The sequence below is a fragment of the Leifsonia aquatica H1aii genome, assembly GCF_000633535.1.
GTDB lineage: Bacteria > Actinomycetota > Actinomycetes > Actinomycetales > Microbacteriaceae > Leifsonia > Leifsonia aquatica_A.
This window is the reverse complement of sequence record NZ_AYMR01000008.1, coordinates 14,868-31,652: the sequence shown is the minus strand read 5'-3', so window position 1 is coordinate 31,652 and position 16,785 is coordinate 14,868. Positions and strand designations below refer to the sequence as shown.

Annotated in this window: 16 protein-coding genes; 11 read left to right on the top strand and 5 right to left on the bottom strand. The window is 70.0% G+C overall.

Features of this window, described 5'->3' with window-relative positions; genetic code table 11:
- The 4 genes from U870_RS0107855 to U870_RS0107840 all read left to right on the top strand — a co-directional run bounded on the left by U870_RS0107855 (position 1) and on the right by U870_RS0107840 (position 3,314).
- Positions 1-855 (top strand): carbohydrate ABC transporter permease, encoded by an 855-nt coding sequence (locus U870_RS0107855; RefSeq protein ID WP_025156856.1) that lies wholly within the window; start codon positions 1-3, stop codon positions 853-855.
- The gene (locus U870_RS0107850; protein WP_025156855.1) at positions 852-1,913 is read left to right on the top strand and encodes a nucleoside hydrolase; all 1,062 of its coding nucleotides are present in this window, start codon (positions 852-854) and stop codon (positions 1,911-1,913) included. The genes U870_RS0107855 and U870_RS0107850 overlap by 4 nt, the downstream gene beginning before the upstream one ends.
- Positions 1,910-2,668, top strand: a complete 759-nt coding sequence (locus U870_RS0107845) for a sulfite exporter TauE/SafE family protein (protein ID WP_025156854.1) — start codon at positions 1,910-1,912, stop codon at positions 2,666-2,668. Before U870_RS0107850 ends, U870_RS0107845 begins: the two co-directional genes overlap by 4 nt.
- A 127-nt stretch (positions 2,669-2,795) precedes the next feature.
- Positions 2,796-3,314 carry a hypothetical protein gene (locus U870_RS0107840; protein ID WP_162819106.1) on the top strand — a complete coding sequence of 173 codons (519 nt, stop codon included), beginning with the start codon at positions 2,796-2,798 and terminating at the stop codon, positions 3,312-3,314.
- A 107-nt stretch (positions 3,315-3,421) separates the two neighbouring features.
- Here U870_RS0107840 and U870_RS24820 read toward each other — a convergent pair whose 3' ends face one another.
- A complete protein-coding gene (locus U870_RS24820) occupies positions 3,422-4,591 on the bottom strand; it encodes a hypothetical protein (RefSeq protein WP_025156852.1) in 1,170 nt (389 codons plus the stop codon).
- 111 nt (positions 4,592-4,702) lie between these two features.
- Here U870_RS24820 and U870_RS24815 point away from each other — a divergent pair, with 111 nt between their 5' ends.
- Together U870_RS24815 and U870_RS0107825 are read left to right on the top strand one after the other, a co-directional pair.
- Positions 4,703-5,122, top strand: a complete 420-nt coding sequence (locus U870_RS24815) for a nuclear transport factor 2 family protein (protein ID WP_240183653.1) — start codon at positions 4,703-4,705, stop codon at positions 5,120-5,122.
- A 245-nt stretch (positions 5,123-5,367) separates the two neighbouring features.
- A complete protein-coding gene (locus U870_RS0107825) occupies positions 5,368-5,661 on the top strand; it encodes a hypothetical protein (protein WP_025156850.1) in 294 nt (97 codons plus the stop codon).
- On the opposite strand, the gene U870_RS0107820 is transcribed toward U870_RS0107825, so the two are convergent.
- The 4 genes from U870_RS0107820 to U870_RS0107805 all read right to left on the bottom strand — a co-directional run bounded on the left by U870_RS0107820 (position 5,642) and on the right by U870_RS0107805 (position 11,855).
- A complete protein-coding gene (locus U870_RS0107820; RefSeq protein WP_025156849.1) occupies positions 5,642-7,471 on the bottom strand; it encodes a 2-isopropylmalate synthase in 1,830 nt (609 codons plus the stop codon). The two genes, U870_RS0107825 and U870_RS0107820, sit on opposite strands and share 20 nt — an antisense overlap.
- Before the next feature lie 230 nt (positions 7,472-7,701).
- Complete coding sequence (locus U870_RS0107815; protein ID WP_025156848.1) at positions 7,702-9,465, bottom strand: DUF4434 domain-containing protein; 1,764 nt, start codon at positions 9,463-9,465, stop codon at positions 7,702-7,704.
- A 130-nt stretch (positions 9,466-9,595) separates the two neighbouring features.
- On the bottom strand, positions 9,596-11,107 hold the full coding sequence (locus U870_RS0107810) for a DUF4127 family protein (protein ID WP_025156847.1): 1,512 nt from the start codon (positions 11,105-11,107) through the stop codon (positions 9,596-9,598).
- Between the two features lie 34 nt (positions 11,108-11,141).
- On the bottom strand, positions 11,142-11,855 hold the full coding sequence (locus tag U870_RS0107805) for a GntR family transcriptional regulator (protein WP_025156846.1): 714 nt from the start codon (positions 11,853-11,855) through the stop codon (positions 11,142-11,144).
- Between the two features lie 186 nt (positions 11,856-12,041).
- Between U870_RS0107805 and U870_RS0107800 the strand changes: the two genes are divergently transcribed.
- From U870_RS0107800 to U870_RS0107780, 5 genes are read left to right on the top strand one after another with little or no spacing between them, the layout of a single operon-like run.
- The gene (locus tag U870_RS0107800; protein WP_025156845.1) at positions 12,042-13,328 is read left to right on the top strand and encodes an ABC transporter substrate-binding protein; all 1,287 of its coding nucleotides are present in this window, start codon (positions 12,042-12,044) and stop codon (positions 13,326-13,328) included.
- Complete coding sequence (locus tag U870_RS0107795; RefSeq protein WP_025156844.1) at positions 13,328-14,251, top strand: carbohydrate ABC transporter permease; 924 nt, start codon at positions 13,328-13,330, stop codon at positions 14,249-14,251. Before U870_RS0107800 ends, U870_RS0107795 begins: the two co-directional genes overlap by 1 nt.
- On the top strand, positions 14,232-15,137 hold the full coding sequence (locus tag U870_RS0107790) for a carbohydrate ABC transporter permease (protein ID WP_025156843.1): 906 nt from the start codon (positions 14,232-14,234) through the stop codon (positions 15,135-15,137). Before U870_RS0107795 ends, U870_RS0107790 begins: the two co-directional genes overlap by 20 nt.
- A complete protein-coding gene (locus U870_RS0107785) occupies positions 15,118-15,846 on the top strand; it encodes an N-acetylmannosamine-6-phosphate 2-epimerase (protein WP_025156842.1) in 729 nt (242 codons plus the stop codon). Before U870_RS0107790 ends, U870_RS0107785 begins: the two co-directional genes overlap by 20 nt.
- The gene (locus U870_RS0107780) at positions 15,843-16,763 is read left to right on the top strand and encodes an ROK family protein (RefSeq protein WP_025156841.1); all 921 of its coding nucleotides are present in this window, start codon (positions 15,843-15,845) and stop codon (positions 16,761-16,763) included. Before U870_RS0107785 ends, U870_RS0107780 begins: the two co-directional genes overlap by 4 nt.
- The last annotated feature ends 22 nt before the right edge of the window (positions 16,764-16,785 follow it).

The window sequence follows — 16,785 nt, the reverse complement described above, 5'->3', positions numbered from 1 at the left end:
ATGTCCGACACCATCGCCACTCCGCGCCAGCGGCGTTCGGGCCGCCTCGCCCTCCTCATCGCCGTCCCCGTCGCGGTCCTGTCCATCCTGCCCCTGCTCTGGGCGCTGATCTCCTCGCTCCGGCCGAGCAGCGAGATCTTCGCGCACCTGTCGCCGTTCAGCCTGGCGACCATCTGGCCGTCGAGCGTCTCGCTGGACAACTACGCGGCGGTCCTCGACAGCGATTTCACCCGCTCGCTCATCAACTCGGTCATCGTCGCGTTCTTCAGCGTCGTGCTCGGGCTGGTGGTGTCGTCCCTCGCGGCCTTCGCCCTCGCTGTGCTCGACTTCCCGGGCCGCAGCGCGGTCTTCGCCGTCATGGTGGTCAGCTTCCTCGTGCCGTTCGAAGCGATCGCCATCCCGCTCGCCAACACCTTCCGCGACTGGAACCTGCAGAACACTCTGGTCGGACTGGTGCTCCCCGCGATCGGGAACGGGCTGTCGATCTTCCTACTGCGACAGTTCTTCCTCAACATCCCCTACTCCCTCGCGGAGGCGGCGCGGATGGACGGGCTCAGCTGGTTCGGCATCTACCGACGGATCTACCTGCCGCTCTCGCGAGCGTCTCTCGTCGGTGCCGGTCTCATCCTGTTCGTGTTCCAGTGGCAATCGTTCCTCTGGCCGCTCCTGATCGCACCGTCGCCCGACTCGCGGGTCGCGCCGGTCGCCATCGCCGACTTCGCCCAGGAGTCGGGTGTGGACTTCGGACAGATGTTCGCGGCGGCGATCCTCACGGCGGCCGTGCCGCTCGTGCTGCTGCTGGTCTTCCAACGCCAGTTCACCGGTTCCCTCGCCTCGTCGGGGAGCAAGGAATGAGCGGCCGGCCGCCTCGGGAGATCCGGCGGTTGATCATCGACTGCGACCCCGGCAACGGCATGCCCGCCGCCGATGTGGACGACGGTCTCGCTCTCGCCCTCGCCGCCGCGCGCCCCGATCTGTTCTCCCTCGACGCGATCACAGTGGTGTCGGGCAACACGCATCGCGATGTCGGGTTCGCGGTCGCACGGGACTTCGTCACCCGGCTCGGTCTGGAGGTCCCCGTCCACGCGGGCGCCGAGAGGGCACTCGTCGAGCCGCCGAACCGGTGGCGGGACCGACAGGACGCGAACGAGTCGCGACCCGACGTGGTCGACGCGTGGAGCACCGTGCGCCGTCCGGGCCGAGCCGAGCCGGGGCTGCCCGATGCCGCCGTGCGCATCGTCGAGCTGCTCCGGGCGGCGCCCGGCGAGTACACCATCGTCGCCATCGGTCCGCTGACCAACATCGCGATGGCCCTCGAACTCGAGCCTCGGCTCCCGGAACTCGTCCGTGAGCTCGTGATCATGGGCGGAGCGTTCGATGTTCCCGGGTTCCTCCAGGAGCTGAACTTCGGTATCGATCCGGAGGCCGCTCACCTCGTGCTCGCCAGCGGCGCGCCGATCACCCTGGTGCCGCTGGACACGACATCCCAGACGCTGTTCACCCACGCCGACCTCGATCGTCTGCGGGGCGTCCGGGGGCCGGTGGCGGAGTACGTGCTCGAGACGACCCGCCCCTGGATCGACTACGCCGCCGCGTGGCGGCGCATCGATGGCTGCCTGCTGCACGATCCGCTGACGGTCGCCCTCCTGATCGAGCCGGATCTGGTCGAGTACGAGGAGCGGATCGTCGACGTCGAGCTCTCCGGATCGCTGACCCGCGGCCGCGCGGTGTGGTGGACAGAGGACAATCTGCGCCTCCACGTCGGTCTGCGGATCCCGCACCCGGTGCGTCCGATCCGAGTCGCGACGCGGGTCGACAACCGCCGGCTGGTCGACCTCCTGATCGACGCGTACGCGGGCCGATCCCAGCGAGTCGACATCGCCATGGCGTCGTCCGCCGCGTCGTCCGCATGACGACGGCGGAGATCCTCGTCGTCTGCGGTGCGATGTTCGTCGGTGCGGTGGCGCAACGGGTCACGGGGATGGGCTTCGCACTCGTCGTGTCCCCGTTCCTCGTCCTGCTGCTCGGGCCGTTCGACGGGGTGATGCTGGTGAACCTCGCGAGCATCGTCTCCGCGACGATCGTCCTGGTCTCGGTGTGGCGGGACGTCGATCCGCGGGCCTACGCCTGGCTCGCGTCCGCGGCGGTGGTGGGAGTGGTCCCCGGTGCGTTGCTCGCGACGCGCGTGGACCCCGCCGTGCTGGAGACGGTGATCGGGGGCGTGCTGATCCTCTCGCTCACGGCGTCCCTCCTGATGGCGCGCCTTCCCGTCACGGTCAGCGGACCCGCGCCCCGCCTCGCGGCGGGGTTCGTGTCGGGGCTGATGAACGCGGCCGCCGGTGTCGGTGGCCCGGCCGTCAGCGCCTACGGCATCCTGAGCAGGTGGCCGCACCGCTCGTTCGCGGCCACCCTCCAGCCGTACTTCGCCACGGTCGGCCTCGCCTCCGTGATCGCGAAACTCGTCATCGCCCCGGGAGCGCTGCCGGACCTCGGAGCCGTCGGATGGGGAGGCGCAGTCGTCTCCCTGGTCGCGGGCGTGGCCGTCGGCACCGTCGCCGCCCGCCGTCTCGCGGTCCGTTGGGCGCGCATCGCCGTGATCGTGATCGCTTTCGCCGGCGCCGCCGTCGCCCTGGTGAACGGAATCGTCCACCTGGCGGGCGCCGCATAGCCCCACGCACTGCGCAACCGTGCGCACTTCGAAACCGTGCGCACCCCCATCCCCATCCCACCTCCGGAGTGCTTGACTGTGGCCGCCATCAGACGGAACACACTCATCGAGGAGGCGGACGATGGACATGACAGCGCACACTGTGATCGGGATGACGGACGGGATGCGGGCGGCGAGAGCCGAGACGCGCCGGATCATCGAGGCGAGCAAGGGCGATTTCGTCGCGGAGCAGACGGAAGTGCTCCGGCGGCTGCACGAGGCGGGGCTGATCACGGCCGAGGAGATCGAGACCCTGGTCCAGCTCTATCGGCACGTGATGGAGGCGAGCCACGACAAGGGGGACGTCACGCGTGCCTATTTCCACGCGCGGGAGATCCACGACCGGATGGCCGCGAACCTCGCCACGTCGCCGATCGCGCTCGTGGTCGCGGGCGCGACCCTCGGCGCTTTCGAGGTCGATCCGGGTGACGACGGGGGTGCGCCGACCGTCGTGGTCTACCGGGTGAGCTACGGAGGCGCCCTCGCAGGGATCGGCGCGGGGCTCGGTGCGCTCCTCGGCGGCCCGGCCGGGGGAGTGCTCGGCGGTCAGATCGGCGGCCTCATCGGCGGGATCATCGACGACAAGAAGGGTGACAAGAAGAAGTAGTCAGGCGGCCCGGCGGCGGCGCCGCCGGAACGCGACCGCTTGTCACGACACGCCGTCGGCGCTCCTGCCCGGACGGCGTGTCGTGCCAAGTGGATGATGGCCCCGCCTCAGAGCGCCTCGTGGATGCGTGTGTGACCGCTCGCCAGGTGCGCCGGGCGCGTGAACCGGCCGGGGGAGTAGCGCAGCTCGATGACCTCGTTCGCGTCGGAGACGTAGAAGACGTTCTGCGTCGCGGAGGCGGGGTCGGCGAACGCGGCGGGCGCCGACGCGGCGGGGAAGGATCCCTCGCCGCCGGTCAGCGGGTCGGCGTGCCAGCCGGAAGGGTCGTTCCAGAACTCGTGGACGAGTCCGTCGCTCCCCGTGTGGATCACGTGGCGGGTGCCGATCGGGACGGCCGGGTTCGATTCGAACGCGTAGCCGGCCGGAGCGAGGCCTTCCCGCGGCTGCGGCGCGCCCAGCTCGCTGGTCAGGTCGACGCGCGTCCAGGAACCGGCGGCGAACGACAGTTCGTGGATGTCCCGGTCCTGCCCTTGCCAGGGCAGGTGCCGGCTGCCGTCGCCAGCGAACGCGTAGCCGGTGGGATGCGGCAGCGTGTCGTGCGAGGCTCCCACGTTCACGCCGAGGTCGTGCGGCGCGCCCCAGGTCCCGTTCGTCATGACGTACTCGTAGAAGAGCTGATCGTCGCCGACCAGCGTGATGTGCTGCGTCTGCGCGGCATCGAAGGCGTACCCGGCGGGCGCGGTGGCCGCATGCGGACCCGTGGCGGCGGTGAGGGTGCGCTGCACCCAGGAGGCGTCCTCGCCCGTGCCCCGGCTCAACAGGTGCACGGCGCGGTACAGGTCGCGGAACACCACGTGCTGCGTGCCGTAGTGGGACGACGCCCAGCCCTGGGGAGCGTCGGTCGCGCGCACGACGGTCGCGGACGCGTCCATCAGGTCGGTGTGGTGCCAGCCGTCGGATTGGTAGAGCTCGTGGATGCGACCGTCGTCCCCGCTGAGGAAGACGACGTGCTGACTGCCTTCGCTGTCGAAGACATAGGCGGACGGGTCGGTGGTCGCCGTGGGCGCGCCGGCCTCGTCGGTGATGTCCTTCGCGTGCCAGACATCATCGGCGCCGCAGTAGAGCTCGATGAGGTGCCCCGTGGTCCCGGAGCCGTCGCCGAGCTCACGGTAGATGACGTGCCGGGTACGCTCGGCGGCGAACAGGTAGGCGGCGGGTGCGGAGAACGCGCGGGGCGCTCCGAACTCGCGGGTGAGGTTGCGTGTGGTCCAGCCCATGTCCAGCTCCATTCCGGGAATGCAGCGTCGGCGGTCGTCGGCGTTGACGGGGCACACGTTACGACCGGGAGGGTGCGCCGCACCATCCGGGCGAGTACGGATATCGGGCGCGTGCACACCACGAACGGCGGGGGCGGGAGGAGGGAGCCGCCGCTACGATCGGAGCGATCGACGGCCTCGAACCGAAGGAGCATCATCACCGACAAGCAGCTGCCCGCCCCGATCGCGGAGTTCGTCCGCGCCACCAACGACGGCGACTCCGACGCCTTCGCGGCCGCGTTCACCGCCGACGCCGAGCTGAACGACTGGGGCCGTGTGTTCCACGGCCACGAGGGCGTGCGGTCGTGGGATCGCACGGACAACATCGGCGTGCACAGCCGCTTCGAGGTGGTGGGCTGGCGGCGGGCGGCGGAGGACACGGTGATCGTCGACCTGACCGTGACCGGCGACGGCTACAACGGCACCGGCCCGATGACCTTCGGGCTCCGCGACGGGCTGATCCGGAGCCTCGTCATCGCGCCGACGGACTGACCGTCGTGTGATCCGCCGGCCACCCGGGAGGCCGCGCCGCAGGTGCCGGCCGGCCACCCCCTGTGGTCGGCCGACATGACACCGGTCCCGCCGATCGACGAGGCGGAGACGGCCGGCATCGATCTTCTGCGCCGCAGGGCTGCATCATCCACCCACGGACCGTCTCGCGGCAACGGTCGATTAGCTAGTTAAGGCATATAAACCGTCACTCGACGCACACTGGTCACCGGGCGCATGATCCGAGGATGACCGAAGCAGACATCACGGGCCCCACCACGCTCGGTCCCGGCCACGCGCCCGGGGGCATCCCGCTGCGCATCCACCTCGGCGAACCCCAGTACGCAGCGCTGCTCCGCATCGCGCAGAACCGGAACTCGACCGCTGCCCAGCTGGTCGAACAGCTGGTGCTCCACGCGCTCAGCCACACTCCTGTTCCGCCTCCCGCGGATTCGCAGCCGAAGCGCAGGCACACCACCTACGAAGAGGCGACCCGCGGCTACCGTGCCGACCCGGTCCCACTCATCCGGCCGGTGACGTAGCGGCGCCTCGATCCTTCGCCATGCCGGCCTTCGCCATGCCGGCCCTCGCCATGCCGGCCGCCGCCGCGACCAGAGCCGCGAGCCCGGCCGTCAGCACGGACCGGTCCTCCCCGGCGGCCCAGCGGATCGCGGCGCCGTCTCGGTACTCGATCAGGGTGAGCGCCTGGCTGTCGGCGCCCGCACCGATGCTCGTCTGGTGCAGGCTCAGCACCTCCACGGGGTGGCCGTGGGCGGCGAGGGCCTCGGCCAGCGCCTCGATCGGTCCGACGCTGTCATGCGTGGTGGTGCGCAGGTCCCCGTGGACGCGGACGGTCACGGACGTGCGGGCCTGCCCGGCGCCCTCAACGGTGGAGCAGCCCACCAGTTCGACCGTCGCGTCGTCCGCGGCGAGGTAAGTCTGACGGAACAGCGTCCACAGGTGCTCGGGCGTCGCTTCGTCGCCACTGGCGTCGGTGTGGCGCTGGACGTGCCGGGCGAAGTCGATCTGCAGCCGGCGGGGCAGCTCGATGCCGTAGCCGGACTCGAGCAGAAAGGCGATGCCGCCCTTGCCGGATTGCGAGTTGACGCGGATCACGGCATCGTAGCCGCGGCCGAGATCCGCCGGGTCGACCGGGAGGTACGGGACGCGCCAGTCGATCTCCGCCTCCGGTCGCCCTTCGGCGGCGGCCCGGGCGCGGTGCTCGGCGAAGCCTTTGCGGATCGCGTCCTGGTGGGTGCCGCTGAACGCGGTGTGCACCAGGTCGCCGACATACGGGTGACGGGGGTGCACCTCGAGCCGGTTGGCGTGCTCGACCGTGCGGCGGATCTCGTCGATGTCGGAGAAGTCGATCATCGGGTCCACGCCCTGCGCGTGCAAGTTGAGGGCGAGCGTCACGAGGTCGACGTTGCCGGTGCGCTCGCCGTTGCCGAACAGGCAGCCCTCGACGCGCTGGGCCCCCGCAAGCACCGCCAACTCGGCGCAGGCCACCCCGGTGCCGCGATCGTTGTGCGGGTGCACCGAGAGGATGACGCCGTCGCGCCGCGCGAGGTTCGTGTGCATGTACTCGATCTGGTCGGCGTACACGTTGGGGGTCGCGATCTCGACGGTGGCGGGCAGGTTCAGGATGACGGGCCGCTCCGGGCTCGCCTCCCACAGCTCGGTCATCGCGTCGCAGACCTCCAGCGCGTAGTCCGGCTCGGTGAGGGTGAACACCTCGGGCGAGAACTGGAAGCGCACGTCGGGGAGGTCGGCGGAGAACTCGAGCACGTCCCGGCCGCCGGCGACGATCAGGTCGGTCAGGGCGTCGCGGCCGTGACCGAGCACGACATCCCGCCAGATCGGCGCGGTCGCGGTGTAGAGATGGATGACGACCGGGTTGCGGAGTCCGCGCACCGACGCCACGGTGCGCTCGATGAGGTCGCGCCGTGCCGCCGTGAACACGACGATGGTCACGTCCTCCGGTGCGAGGCCCGTCTCGGCGAGCAGCCGTACGAAGTCGTAATCGGTCTGCGACGCCGAGGGGTAGCCGACCTCGATCTCCTTGTAGCCCATCGCCAGCATCAGCTCGAAGAACCGCTTCTTGCGGGCCGGGTCCATCGGCTCGGCGAGGGCCTGATTGCCGTCGCGCAGGTCGACAGGCACCCAGAGCGGCGCGTGGGTGAGGCGCCGCGTCGGCCAGTCCCGTTGCACGAGAGGCACGTCGACGCGGGAGAAGACGTCGCGGTAGCGGTGGGAGGGCATCTGCGAGCCGCGCTGGCGGTTCCAGGCGGGGGCGTCCGCCGGGACGGGGCCGGCGGGAGTGGAGAGGCGGGGGAACGAGGTGCTGGTCATGGGTCGATCCTTCGTCGAGGCGGGTCGGAGGCGACCGGCACAGCCCAGCGGCCACGACGGGGAGCCGGTCGGCTAGACCCCGTCGTGGCGGCGAAGAAGGAGGGATTCGAGGCGAAACACGACCCGATCTTATCACAAGTCCTCAGACAAGTAGACGAATATGCGCAGCGAGGTTCACGTCGTCGCGGTCATTCCCGTGCTGGGGGCGCAACGACGTGAACCTCGGCGGATCAGAATCCGCGCACGGTCGCCTCGTCCACGAACGACCACGCACTGCTCGCCGGGGTGACGGTGAACCGCACGTACCGCCCGGAGCCGGACAGGCCGTAGGAGGCGTAGGTGTAGCGCTGGTCGGCGTCGCTGACGTTCGGAGCGGGCATGGTCACCAGCGGTGTGAAGCTCGCACCGGTCGTGGACACGGACACCTGGATGCTCGACGGGAGGAAGATGTACAGCGACTTCGTCTGCAGCCAGGACGTTCCCACCTGGGTGATGGTCTTCGTCGCGCCGAGATCGATGGTGAAGCTGTACGGGCTCCCGGTGTTGCGGCCCTGCCATGCGGCGTCGGCATAGCTCGTGGAGGCGGTCACGCCGTTCGTGAGCTCGGTCCCGCCGGTGTCGGGGTAGCTCGCGTCCGCCGCGAGGGACGCGGTGTAGCTCTTGCCAGAAGACACGAGCGGGTTGGCGGCGGGGGCTGCCGAGGTGGTGGCGCTCGCCGCGGTGCTCTGCCCCGAGGCGTTGCCTGCGGCGTCGAATGCGGCCAGCTTGTAGCTGTACGCGGTCGACGGGCTGAGCCCGGCGTCGGTGAACGTCGTCCCGGCCCCCTGGATCACCTTCACAAGCGCGCCGTCGCGGTAGAGACGGTAGCCGGCGATGCCGATGTTGTCGGTGGAGGCGGCCCAGCTCAGGTTCACGGATGTCACCCCTCCGGCGCTCGCGGTGAGGCCGGTGGGAGTCGTCGGCGCGGACGTCTCCACCGTGCCCGTCGACAGGTAGTTGCGGTAGGTCGTGTCGTACACCGCCGGCACGACGAGCGGGCTCTGGTAGTGGTCGTACGAGAACGACAGCGTCTTGCTCACGTAGGGCGCCACGGCGGTGAGGTCCGCGACGAGCTGGCTGATCGACATCGGCGTGAAGTCCGGGTTGAACGTCTCGCTGTCGGCCCAGAGTTTCGTGGCAGGGCGTGCGCTCGTGATCGCGCTCTTCGTGGCCGCGAACCACGTGGCCAGCTGCCCGGTCGTGGCGTGGCCGGCGCCGACGCCGTCCTGCAGTGCGATGACGTCGATGGGGGCGGAGGCGAGGATGCTGGACCACATCGTGGTCCACTGACTGCTGGTCTGGCCGCCCGCCGTGTTGAAGAACGGGCTGATGATCACCGGCTTGCCCGGGGTGAGGGCGTGGAGGTGGTTGGCGATCGTCGTGTAGAACGTCGACATCGCGCTCCAGGAGGCGGTCGAGGTGAAGTTCCAGTTGTCGACCTCGAATGGCAGGTACCAGCCGGCGAAGGACGTGTGCGACCCGTACTTCGCGTAGAGGTCGTCGGCGAGGGCGTTCGCCTTGGTCGCCTCGGCGTTCAACCAGCTGGTCGAGTTCGCATAGGTGTTCCACCAGTCGTCGTTCGTCTGGAGCCCGAGGTACTCGGAGACGCCGGCGCTGTCGGCGGCGGTGAGCACCCGTGAGACGACGTCCGTCGACGTGTTCTGGGTGTACCCGCTGAGGCTGCTCGGATAGATGGTCGTCGACGCCTTGGTGTCGGCGGTCCATTGGATGACCTGGCTCGTGATGCAGGCGTTGGTGAGGGTGGTGAACTCCGACGCGAGCTGCGTCGAGGTCCAGCCGTCCACGAGCGCCGGCTGGATGAAGCTGCCGTCGATGCGCGGGGTGGTGGTGCAGGTGGGCGCAGCGGATGCCGCGGTCGCGGGGACGGCCAGCGCGGCGGCGAGGGCCGCTCCGGCGATCAGGGCGGCGAGGCGGTGCGAAGTGCGATGACTCATGCCTACTCCTTCGATGGGTGGTGCGATCTCGGCGACGGTGCCGATCGCGTTAATGGTGTACACCACTTACGAACGTTTAAGCAATGGAAACCCTTAATCGAAGGGTCTCGCCGAAGAATGGTTCACACCATTACGACGCGCTCAGTCTCACGCCGATCTCGAAGCTGCGCCGCCACGGCAGCGTCACGCCGTCGAGCCGCCAGGTCTCGCCCGGGGGCAGGATGCCGGCGAGGTAAGCGCCCAGCTCCTGCGTGATGCGGGCGACCGCGGCCTCCTGCGCTGCCGCGTCGACCGGACCGATGCTCCCGCCGAACTCGGCATCGTGCATGGCGAGCCGGGTGCCGCTCTGGTACGCCCGATCGTCCAGGATGCGCGTCAGCAGCGCCTCCCTCAGCGCGACCTCGTCGGCCGTGCCGAGCGTGCGGCCGACCCAGAGCGCGGTGGCCTGGGCGACGGCCCCGCCGATCGAGTTGCCCGCGGTGTTCCAGCCGCCGTACGAGGCCAGCCGCAGGAGCAGTCCATCGGCGGAGAGGCGGTCGACCAGGTCGGGGTCGCCGCCGTTGCTGAACCGCACATCGGCCAGCGCGACGATCGCCCCGCTGTCGAGTGCGGCGCGGACCGCGGCGACCGCGCCGTCGGTGGCGGCCGGGTCGGAGTCCGGCCGCGATCCGAAGAAGTCGCCCCGCGCCGGGTCGGGAGCGTGGGCGACCACCACGAGGTCCGCGGTCTCGCCCGGGGCGGCCACGCGGCCACCCGCGGCGACGATCTGCCGGGTGAGGCTGTCGCGCAGCGGAGCGTTCTCGAAGTTGGGCACCCGGTCGAGACCGTCCGTCTCACCGCACTCGATGCGCCAGACGGGGACGCCGACACCGGAGGCCAGGGCGCGCGCGACCAGCACGGCCCCCACCTCGTCGGCGCCCGGGTACATCAGCACCTCGTGGCCGCGGGGGAGGGCGCGCGCCCAGTGCCGCAGCCAGACCTGCTCCGCCGACCCGGCGGAGTACGGCGCGGTGTCGTCGGCGGTCAGCGTGAGCGTCTCGACGGTGCGCTCCTCGTGGAGAGTGAGGGCCGCGAGGTTGATCGTATGGTTGCGCAGCCTCCGTCGCTCGAAATCGCTGCGCACGTCGTCGGGCACGGGGGTCCGTGGTGCCGCTGCCGCCGCTTCGCCGCCGGTGACATCCGCCTCCAGTGCATGGTGGAGGGCGCCGCCGAGGGTGTGCAAGTCGCGGCCGTAGTCGCTCCAGTATCCCGGCTCCTCGACCGCCGAGTACGAGTCGCTCGCCCGCATGATCAGCGAGGCGGCGGTGATCCTCAGCTCAGAGGCCGCGGCCTTCAGCTCCCGCAGCAGATCCAGCCGCTCCAGCGCGGTGGTGGTGCTGTCGGTCGTGATCCGGGCCGGGATGATCCCGCCGTGCACGAGGGTGTCGATGCACACCACGAGCCGGTCGGGCCGATCGTCTCCGGTCGAGCCGGCCAGGTCGCGCAGCCAGCCGTGCAGCGCCGTGACGTCGGCCGGTGCGCGGAAGTCGGGCATCGCCTCCGGCGGCGGCAGCAGCAGGTCGGCGCCGGCGATGGCCGCGACCTGACGGGGGAGGTCGACGTTGACCGGGCGTTCGTCGAGGGGGACGAGGGCGATGCGCATGGGGCTCCTCTGCTCAGCGCGGATGACGGACCGCTCAGCGCGAGCGATGGATCTGGAGTTCGTAGTGGTACCGGTCGCCGCGGTAGGTCGACTCGGCGTACTCGACCGCGCGGTCCTGCGCGTCGAAGCTGGTGCGGGTCACGTAGAAGGCGGGGGAGAACGGCGGTGCGCCCAGCAGCGCCGCCTCGTCCGGTTCGAGCACGCTGGCGTGGATGCTCTGCTCCGCCCATTCGATGCGCATCCCGTATTCGGTCTCCAGGATGCGGTAGAGCGACTCGCCGCCGACGTTGTCGATCAGTCCGGGGAACAGCTTGGGGTTCAGGTAGGAGTCCTCGAGTGCCATCGGCTCGCCGTCGGCGGTGCGCGCGCGGCGGATGTGGAAGACGTCGTCGGACGGGCTGACCCGCAGCTTCGCGCCCAGCCGGGCTCCGGCCGGGATGGTCTCGGTGACCAGCACCGACGACCCAGGCTCGAGGCCGCGGGCGCGCATGTCCTCACTGAACGAGGTCAGCTCCACCGACTTCGTGATCCGCGGGGCGGCCACGAAGGTCCCGGCGCCCTGCACCCGGTAGACGAGCCCCTCGTGCTCCAGGCGGTCGAGCGCGCGGCGCACGGTGAGGCGGCTCACGTCGAACTCGCTGGCCAGGTCGCGCTCGGTCGGCAGCTTCGAGTGCGGCTCGAGCCCCTGGTCGATGACCTCGACGAGGTGCTGGCGCAGGCGCTCGGACTTGGTGTGCTGCTCCGCCATGGTTCTCCTCCGCGGATCGGTCGACAAACGGTGATGCGATTGGTGACAACCATTTTAGGGAGATGTGCACCACTCAGTGCAAGTATCCACTGATTTTGACGAATCTGTTGACACCGTTCGAATAAATGGAGTACACCAATTGACAAGCAATCCCATTCCGAATCCCCTCACACCCGAAGGAACCCCATGGAATCCAGGATCACCAGACGACGGCTCGCGCTGCGCGCCGTCGCACTGACCAGCGTCGCCGCCGCCGCTGTCGCCCTCACCGGCTGCTCCGGAGCCGCACCGTCCGGCCCCACCACCATCACCTTCTCGTACCTCTGGGGCGGCGAGGAGGCGAAGGCGCTCGAGAAGGTCATCGCCGACTTCAACTCGAGCCAGTCCGACATCAAGGTCGTCGGCGTCTCCAGCCCTGACGCGCAGAAGCAGCTCACCTCGATGTCGTCGAGCAACGGCAGCTTCGACATCTCCGACAACTTCGGCAACACCGTCGGCTCCTGGGCGTCGAAGGGCATCCTCGCCCCGCTCGACGACTACCTGAAGACCGAGAAGGTCGACCTCGGCGAGTTCGCCCCGGCCTCCCTCGACCAGATGAAGTACGACGGCAAGACGTACGCCCTGCCGATCGCGGTGCACACCCAGCAGCTGATGTACAACAAGGACCTGCTCGACAAGGCCGGCGTGCAGCCGCCGACCACGATGGACGAGCTCGCCGCGGCGGTCAAGAAGCTGACCGTCACCGATGCCAGCGGCGCCATCACCCAGATCGGCCTCGGCAACCCGTCGGCGTCCACCCTGTTCACCACTCTCGGCTACGCGTTCGGCGGCACCTGGGACGGCACGGACAACAAGACCCCGTCGCCCACCGACCCCGGGAACGTGGAGGCGCTCGACTGGTACACGAAGACCCTGACCGACACCTACGGCGCCGACAAGATCGCGTCGTTCACCTCCGGCCTCGGCCAGTACATGTCGGCGCAGGACCCGTTCTACACAGGCAAGGAGGCCATGGTCGTCGACGGTGAATGGCAGGCCGTCAACATCCCCAAGGTCGCTCCGAACCTCAACTGGGGCGTCGTCGACATCCCGGCCGCGAGCCAGGACCTCGCCGGGACGACCCAGGTGACGACGAGCACGCTGTTCATCCCGAGCAACTCCAAGCACAAGGCCGAAGCGGCGAAGTTCCTCGCCTACATGGTCAGCGACAAGCCGATGACCGACTTCACGCTGGCCCTCGGCAACCTCCCGTCGAAGACCGCCCTGCTGACGGACTCGGCCTACAGCGACATCCCGCACTTCGACTCCTGGCTGAACGCCCTGAAGAGCCCGAACGCGAAGTCGCTCGCCAGCCAGCCGTACAGCGCGCAGTACTCGACCGACCTGGCGACCGCCTTCGACGACGTGGTGCGCGGAGTCGCCACACCCGAGAAGGCCCTGCAGTCGGTGGCGGACAAGGCGAAGTCGTACTGATGACGGCCACGACCGCCAAGCGCGGTGCGCGACGCCAGACCCTGCTGGGTCTGGCGTTCGCGTCGCCGTTCATCGTGGGCGCGGCGGTGTTCATCGTGTGGCCGGTGCTCGCCTCCGCCGGGTACAGCTTCACCGACTTCAACCTGTTCCAGGCGCCCTCCTGGGTGGGGCTGGACAACTACGCCCACATGCTCAACGACTCCACGTTCTGGAAGGCGCTCTGGAACACGCTGTTCCTCACCGTGACCGGGGTGCCGCTGACGATCATCATCTCGATCGTCGGAGCGCACTTCCTCAACCTGCCGGTGCGCGGCCAGCCGCTCTACCGGGCGCTGGTCTACCTCCCGACGATCGTTCCCGTGGTGGTCGGCGGCTACCTGTGGCGCTGGCTGCTCAACACCCAGTACGGCTTCGTCAACTACTTCCTCGGGGTGCTGCACCTGCCGCAGCCCGAGTGGCTGGAGCAGCCCGACTGGGGCAAGCCGGCCATCCTGCTGATGTGCCTGTGGACGATCGGCGGCACCATGATCATCTACCTCGCCGCGATCAAGGACGTGCCGAGCGAGTTGTACGAGGCCGCGGAGCTCGACGGCGCCGGATGGTGGGGCCGGTTCCGCTTCATCACCTGGCCGACCATCTCGCCGGTCACGCTGTTCCAGGTGATCGTCACGGTGATCGCCTACCTGCAGATCTTCACGCAGCCGTACCTGCTCACCCAGACCCGCCTCAACGAGGCGAGCGGGGGGCCGGGGCAGTCGATGATCAGCTACGCGATGTACCTGTACCAGAACGCGTTCGTCTTCCTGAAGATGGGCTACGCCTCGGCGATGGCCTGGGTGCTCTTCCTGATCACCCTGATCATCACCCTGCTGCTGCTCTGGTCGTCGAAGAAATGGGTTCACTATGGTTCTGAACGCGACTGAGACCCGGCCGGCCGCCGGTGCCGGCGCTCCGCGGCCCACGGGCCAGCGGGCGTCACGGCTGCGCCGCCGTCGCCCCGGACGCACCACCGGGCGCTACGTGCTCGTCTGGGTGCTGACGCTGGCGTTCGTCTTCCCCTTCCTGGCGATGCTCAGCACGGCGTTCAAGCTGCCGGCGGACATCTTCAGCGCGCCGCCGACCCTGTGGCCGAAGGAGTGGACGCTCGACAACTTCGCCGCGGTCTTCGAGGAGATCCCGTTCTGGCAGTACCTCTGGAACACGATCGTCATCGCGGCCCTGTCGGTCCTGGGGATGCTGATCGCGTCGCCTCTCGTGGCCTACTCGCTGGCGAAGATCGGGTGGCGCGGACAGCGCCCGTTGCTGGTCATCGTGATGGCGACCATGATGCTGCCGCCGCAGGTGACCATGATCCCGCTGTTCCTGATGTGGAACGGCCTCGGCGCGACGAACTCGATCATCCCGCTCGTGGCGCCGGCGTTCTTCGGCACCCCGTTCCTGATCTTCATGCTCCGCCAGTTCCTGATGTCGGTCCCGAACGAACTGCTCCAGGCGGCGCGGATCGACGGTGCCAGCGAGTTCCGCATCTACTGGTCGATCGTCCTGCCGCAGGCCAGGCCCGCGCTGATCACCGCCGTGATCTTCCAGTTCGTGTGGGCGTGGACCGACTTCCTGAACCCGCTCATCTACCTCAACGACGCGTCCAAATACACGCTCTCCATCGGGTTGTACTCGTTCTTCGGCGAGCACAACGTCGAATGGGGGCCGCTGATGGCCGCGTCCGTCCTGTTCACCGTTCCCGCGCTCGCACTCTTCGTCGTGTTCCAGCGCTACTTCGTAGGGGGTATCAGTGCTGGCGCACTCAAGTAGTGACGAAGGGGCGCTGGAGCGCACCGACGACCGGACGACGGAGATCCTGGCCGCCATCGAGGGCGGCCTGGTCGTCTCCTGCCAGGCGTCGGCGGGCTCGCCGATGCGCGACACCCCGACCATCGCGCGTCTCGCCGCGAGCGCCCTGCAGGGTGGAGCGGTCGCGCTCCGCGTCAACGGCGTGGAGGACATCGCCGCCGTCCGCGCGCTGACCGCGGTGCCCATCATCGGCCTCGACAAGCGGATGGGCCCGCGACGCAACATCATCACCCACACCGACGAGCAGGTCGTCGCCTTGATCGACGCCGGGGCCGACGTCGTGGCCGTCGACGCGACGGAGGAGGTTGCGGGCGACGTGGCGGCCCGGGTGCGGGCCGCGGTCGCCAGCGCCGGTCTGCGCCCGGTCATGGCCGACGTCTCCACGCTCGACGAGGGCCTGCGGTCGTGGGAGGCCGGGGCCGCGATCGTCGGCACCACCCTCTCCGGCTACACCCCGTACTCCCGGGCGGACCCGGCGCCGGACGTGGACCTGGTCGCGCAGCTCGCCTCCCGCGGGGTCCGCGTGCTGGCGGAGGGGCGGTTCCAGACGCCCGCGGAGGTGCGCCGAGCCTTCGACGCCGGTGCCTTCGCGGTGGTCGTCGGCGGCGCGATCACCGACCCGGTGGCCATCACCCGGCGCTTCGCGGCGTCGGCGCCGCGCACGCGATGAGCGTCGTCGTCGGCATCGACATCGGGGGCACCAAGACCGCCGCCGCCATCGTCGATCGTGCGGGGCGGGTCTCCCACCGCGTCGAGCGGCCGACCCCCGCACGGGAGGGCGCCGAGGCGATCCTCGACGCGGCCGCTGCCGTCGCCGCGGAGGCCGTCGTCCGCTCCGGAGCGGTGCCCGTCGCCTACGGCGTCGGCAGCGCGGGCGCCTTCGACGAACGGGGAGTCGTGGTCCACGCCACCGACCACCTCGCCGGGTGGTGCGGGACCGATGCCGCCGGCGGTCTCGCCGCGCGGCTCGGCGCCCCGGTCCGGGTGATCAACGACGTGCACGCCGCGGCGCTCGGCGAGCGGGCTCTGGGGGGCGCCCCCGACCGCTTCCTGTTCGTCGCCGTCGGCACCGGGATCGGCGGGGCCGTGGTCGCGGACGGCCGCGTCCAGCGCGGCGCCTCGGGGATGGCCGGGTCGGTCGGGCACGTGCGCATCCCCGCGTCCCGCCGCCGGGTCTGCTCGTGCGGCGGCGTCGACCACGTCGAGGCGTTCGCCAGCGGTCCGGGGATCGAGCTCACCTATGCGGAGTTCACCGGGCGCGGTGTGGGGCTGCGCGAGATCGGCCGGTTGGCCGGCGGCGGGGACGTCGTGGCGGCCCAGGTCATCCGGGTCGCGGCCGAGGACCTCGGGGAGTCCCTCGCCTCCGCCGTCGTCACCGTCGACCCCGGCACGGTCGTGATCGGCGGGGGAGTCGCCGGCCTCGGGCGCCTGTTCCTCGATCCGCTGGCCGGGCGCCTCCGGGCGACGCTCCGGCCGCCCTTCTCCGGGGTGGAGGTCGTGGCCGCGCGAGCCGGCAACGACGCTGCGCTCCTCGGGGCCGCCGCCCTCGTGGCCCCGGGAACGGGCGAGGTGGCGCCCGCCGGCTGAGGAGGAGGCGCCGCCCGGCCTG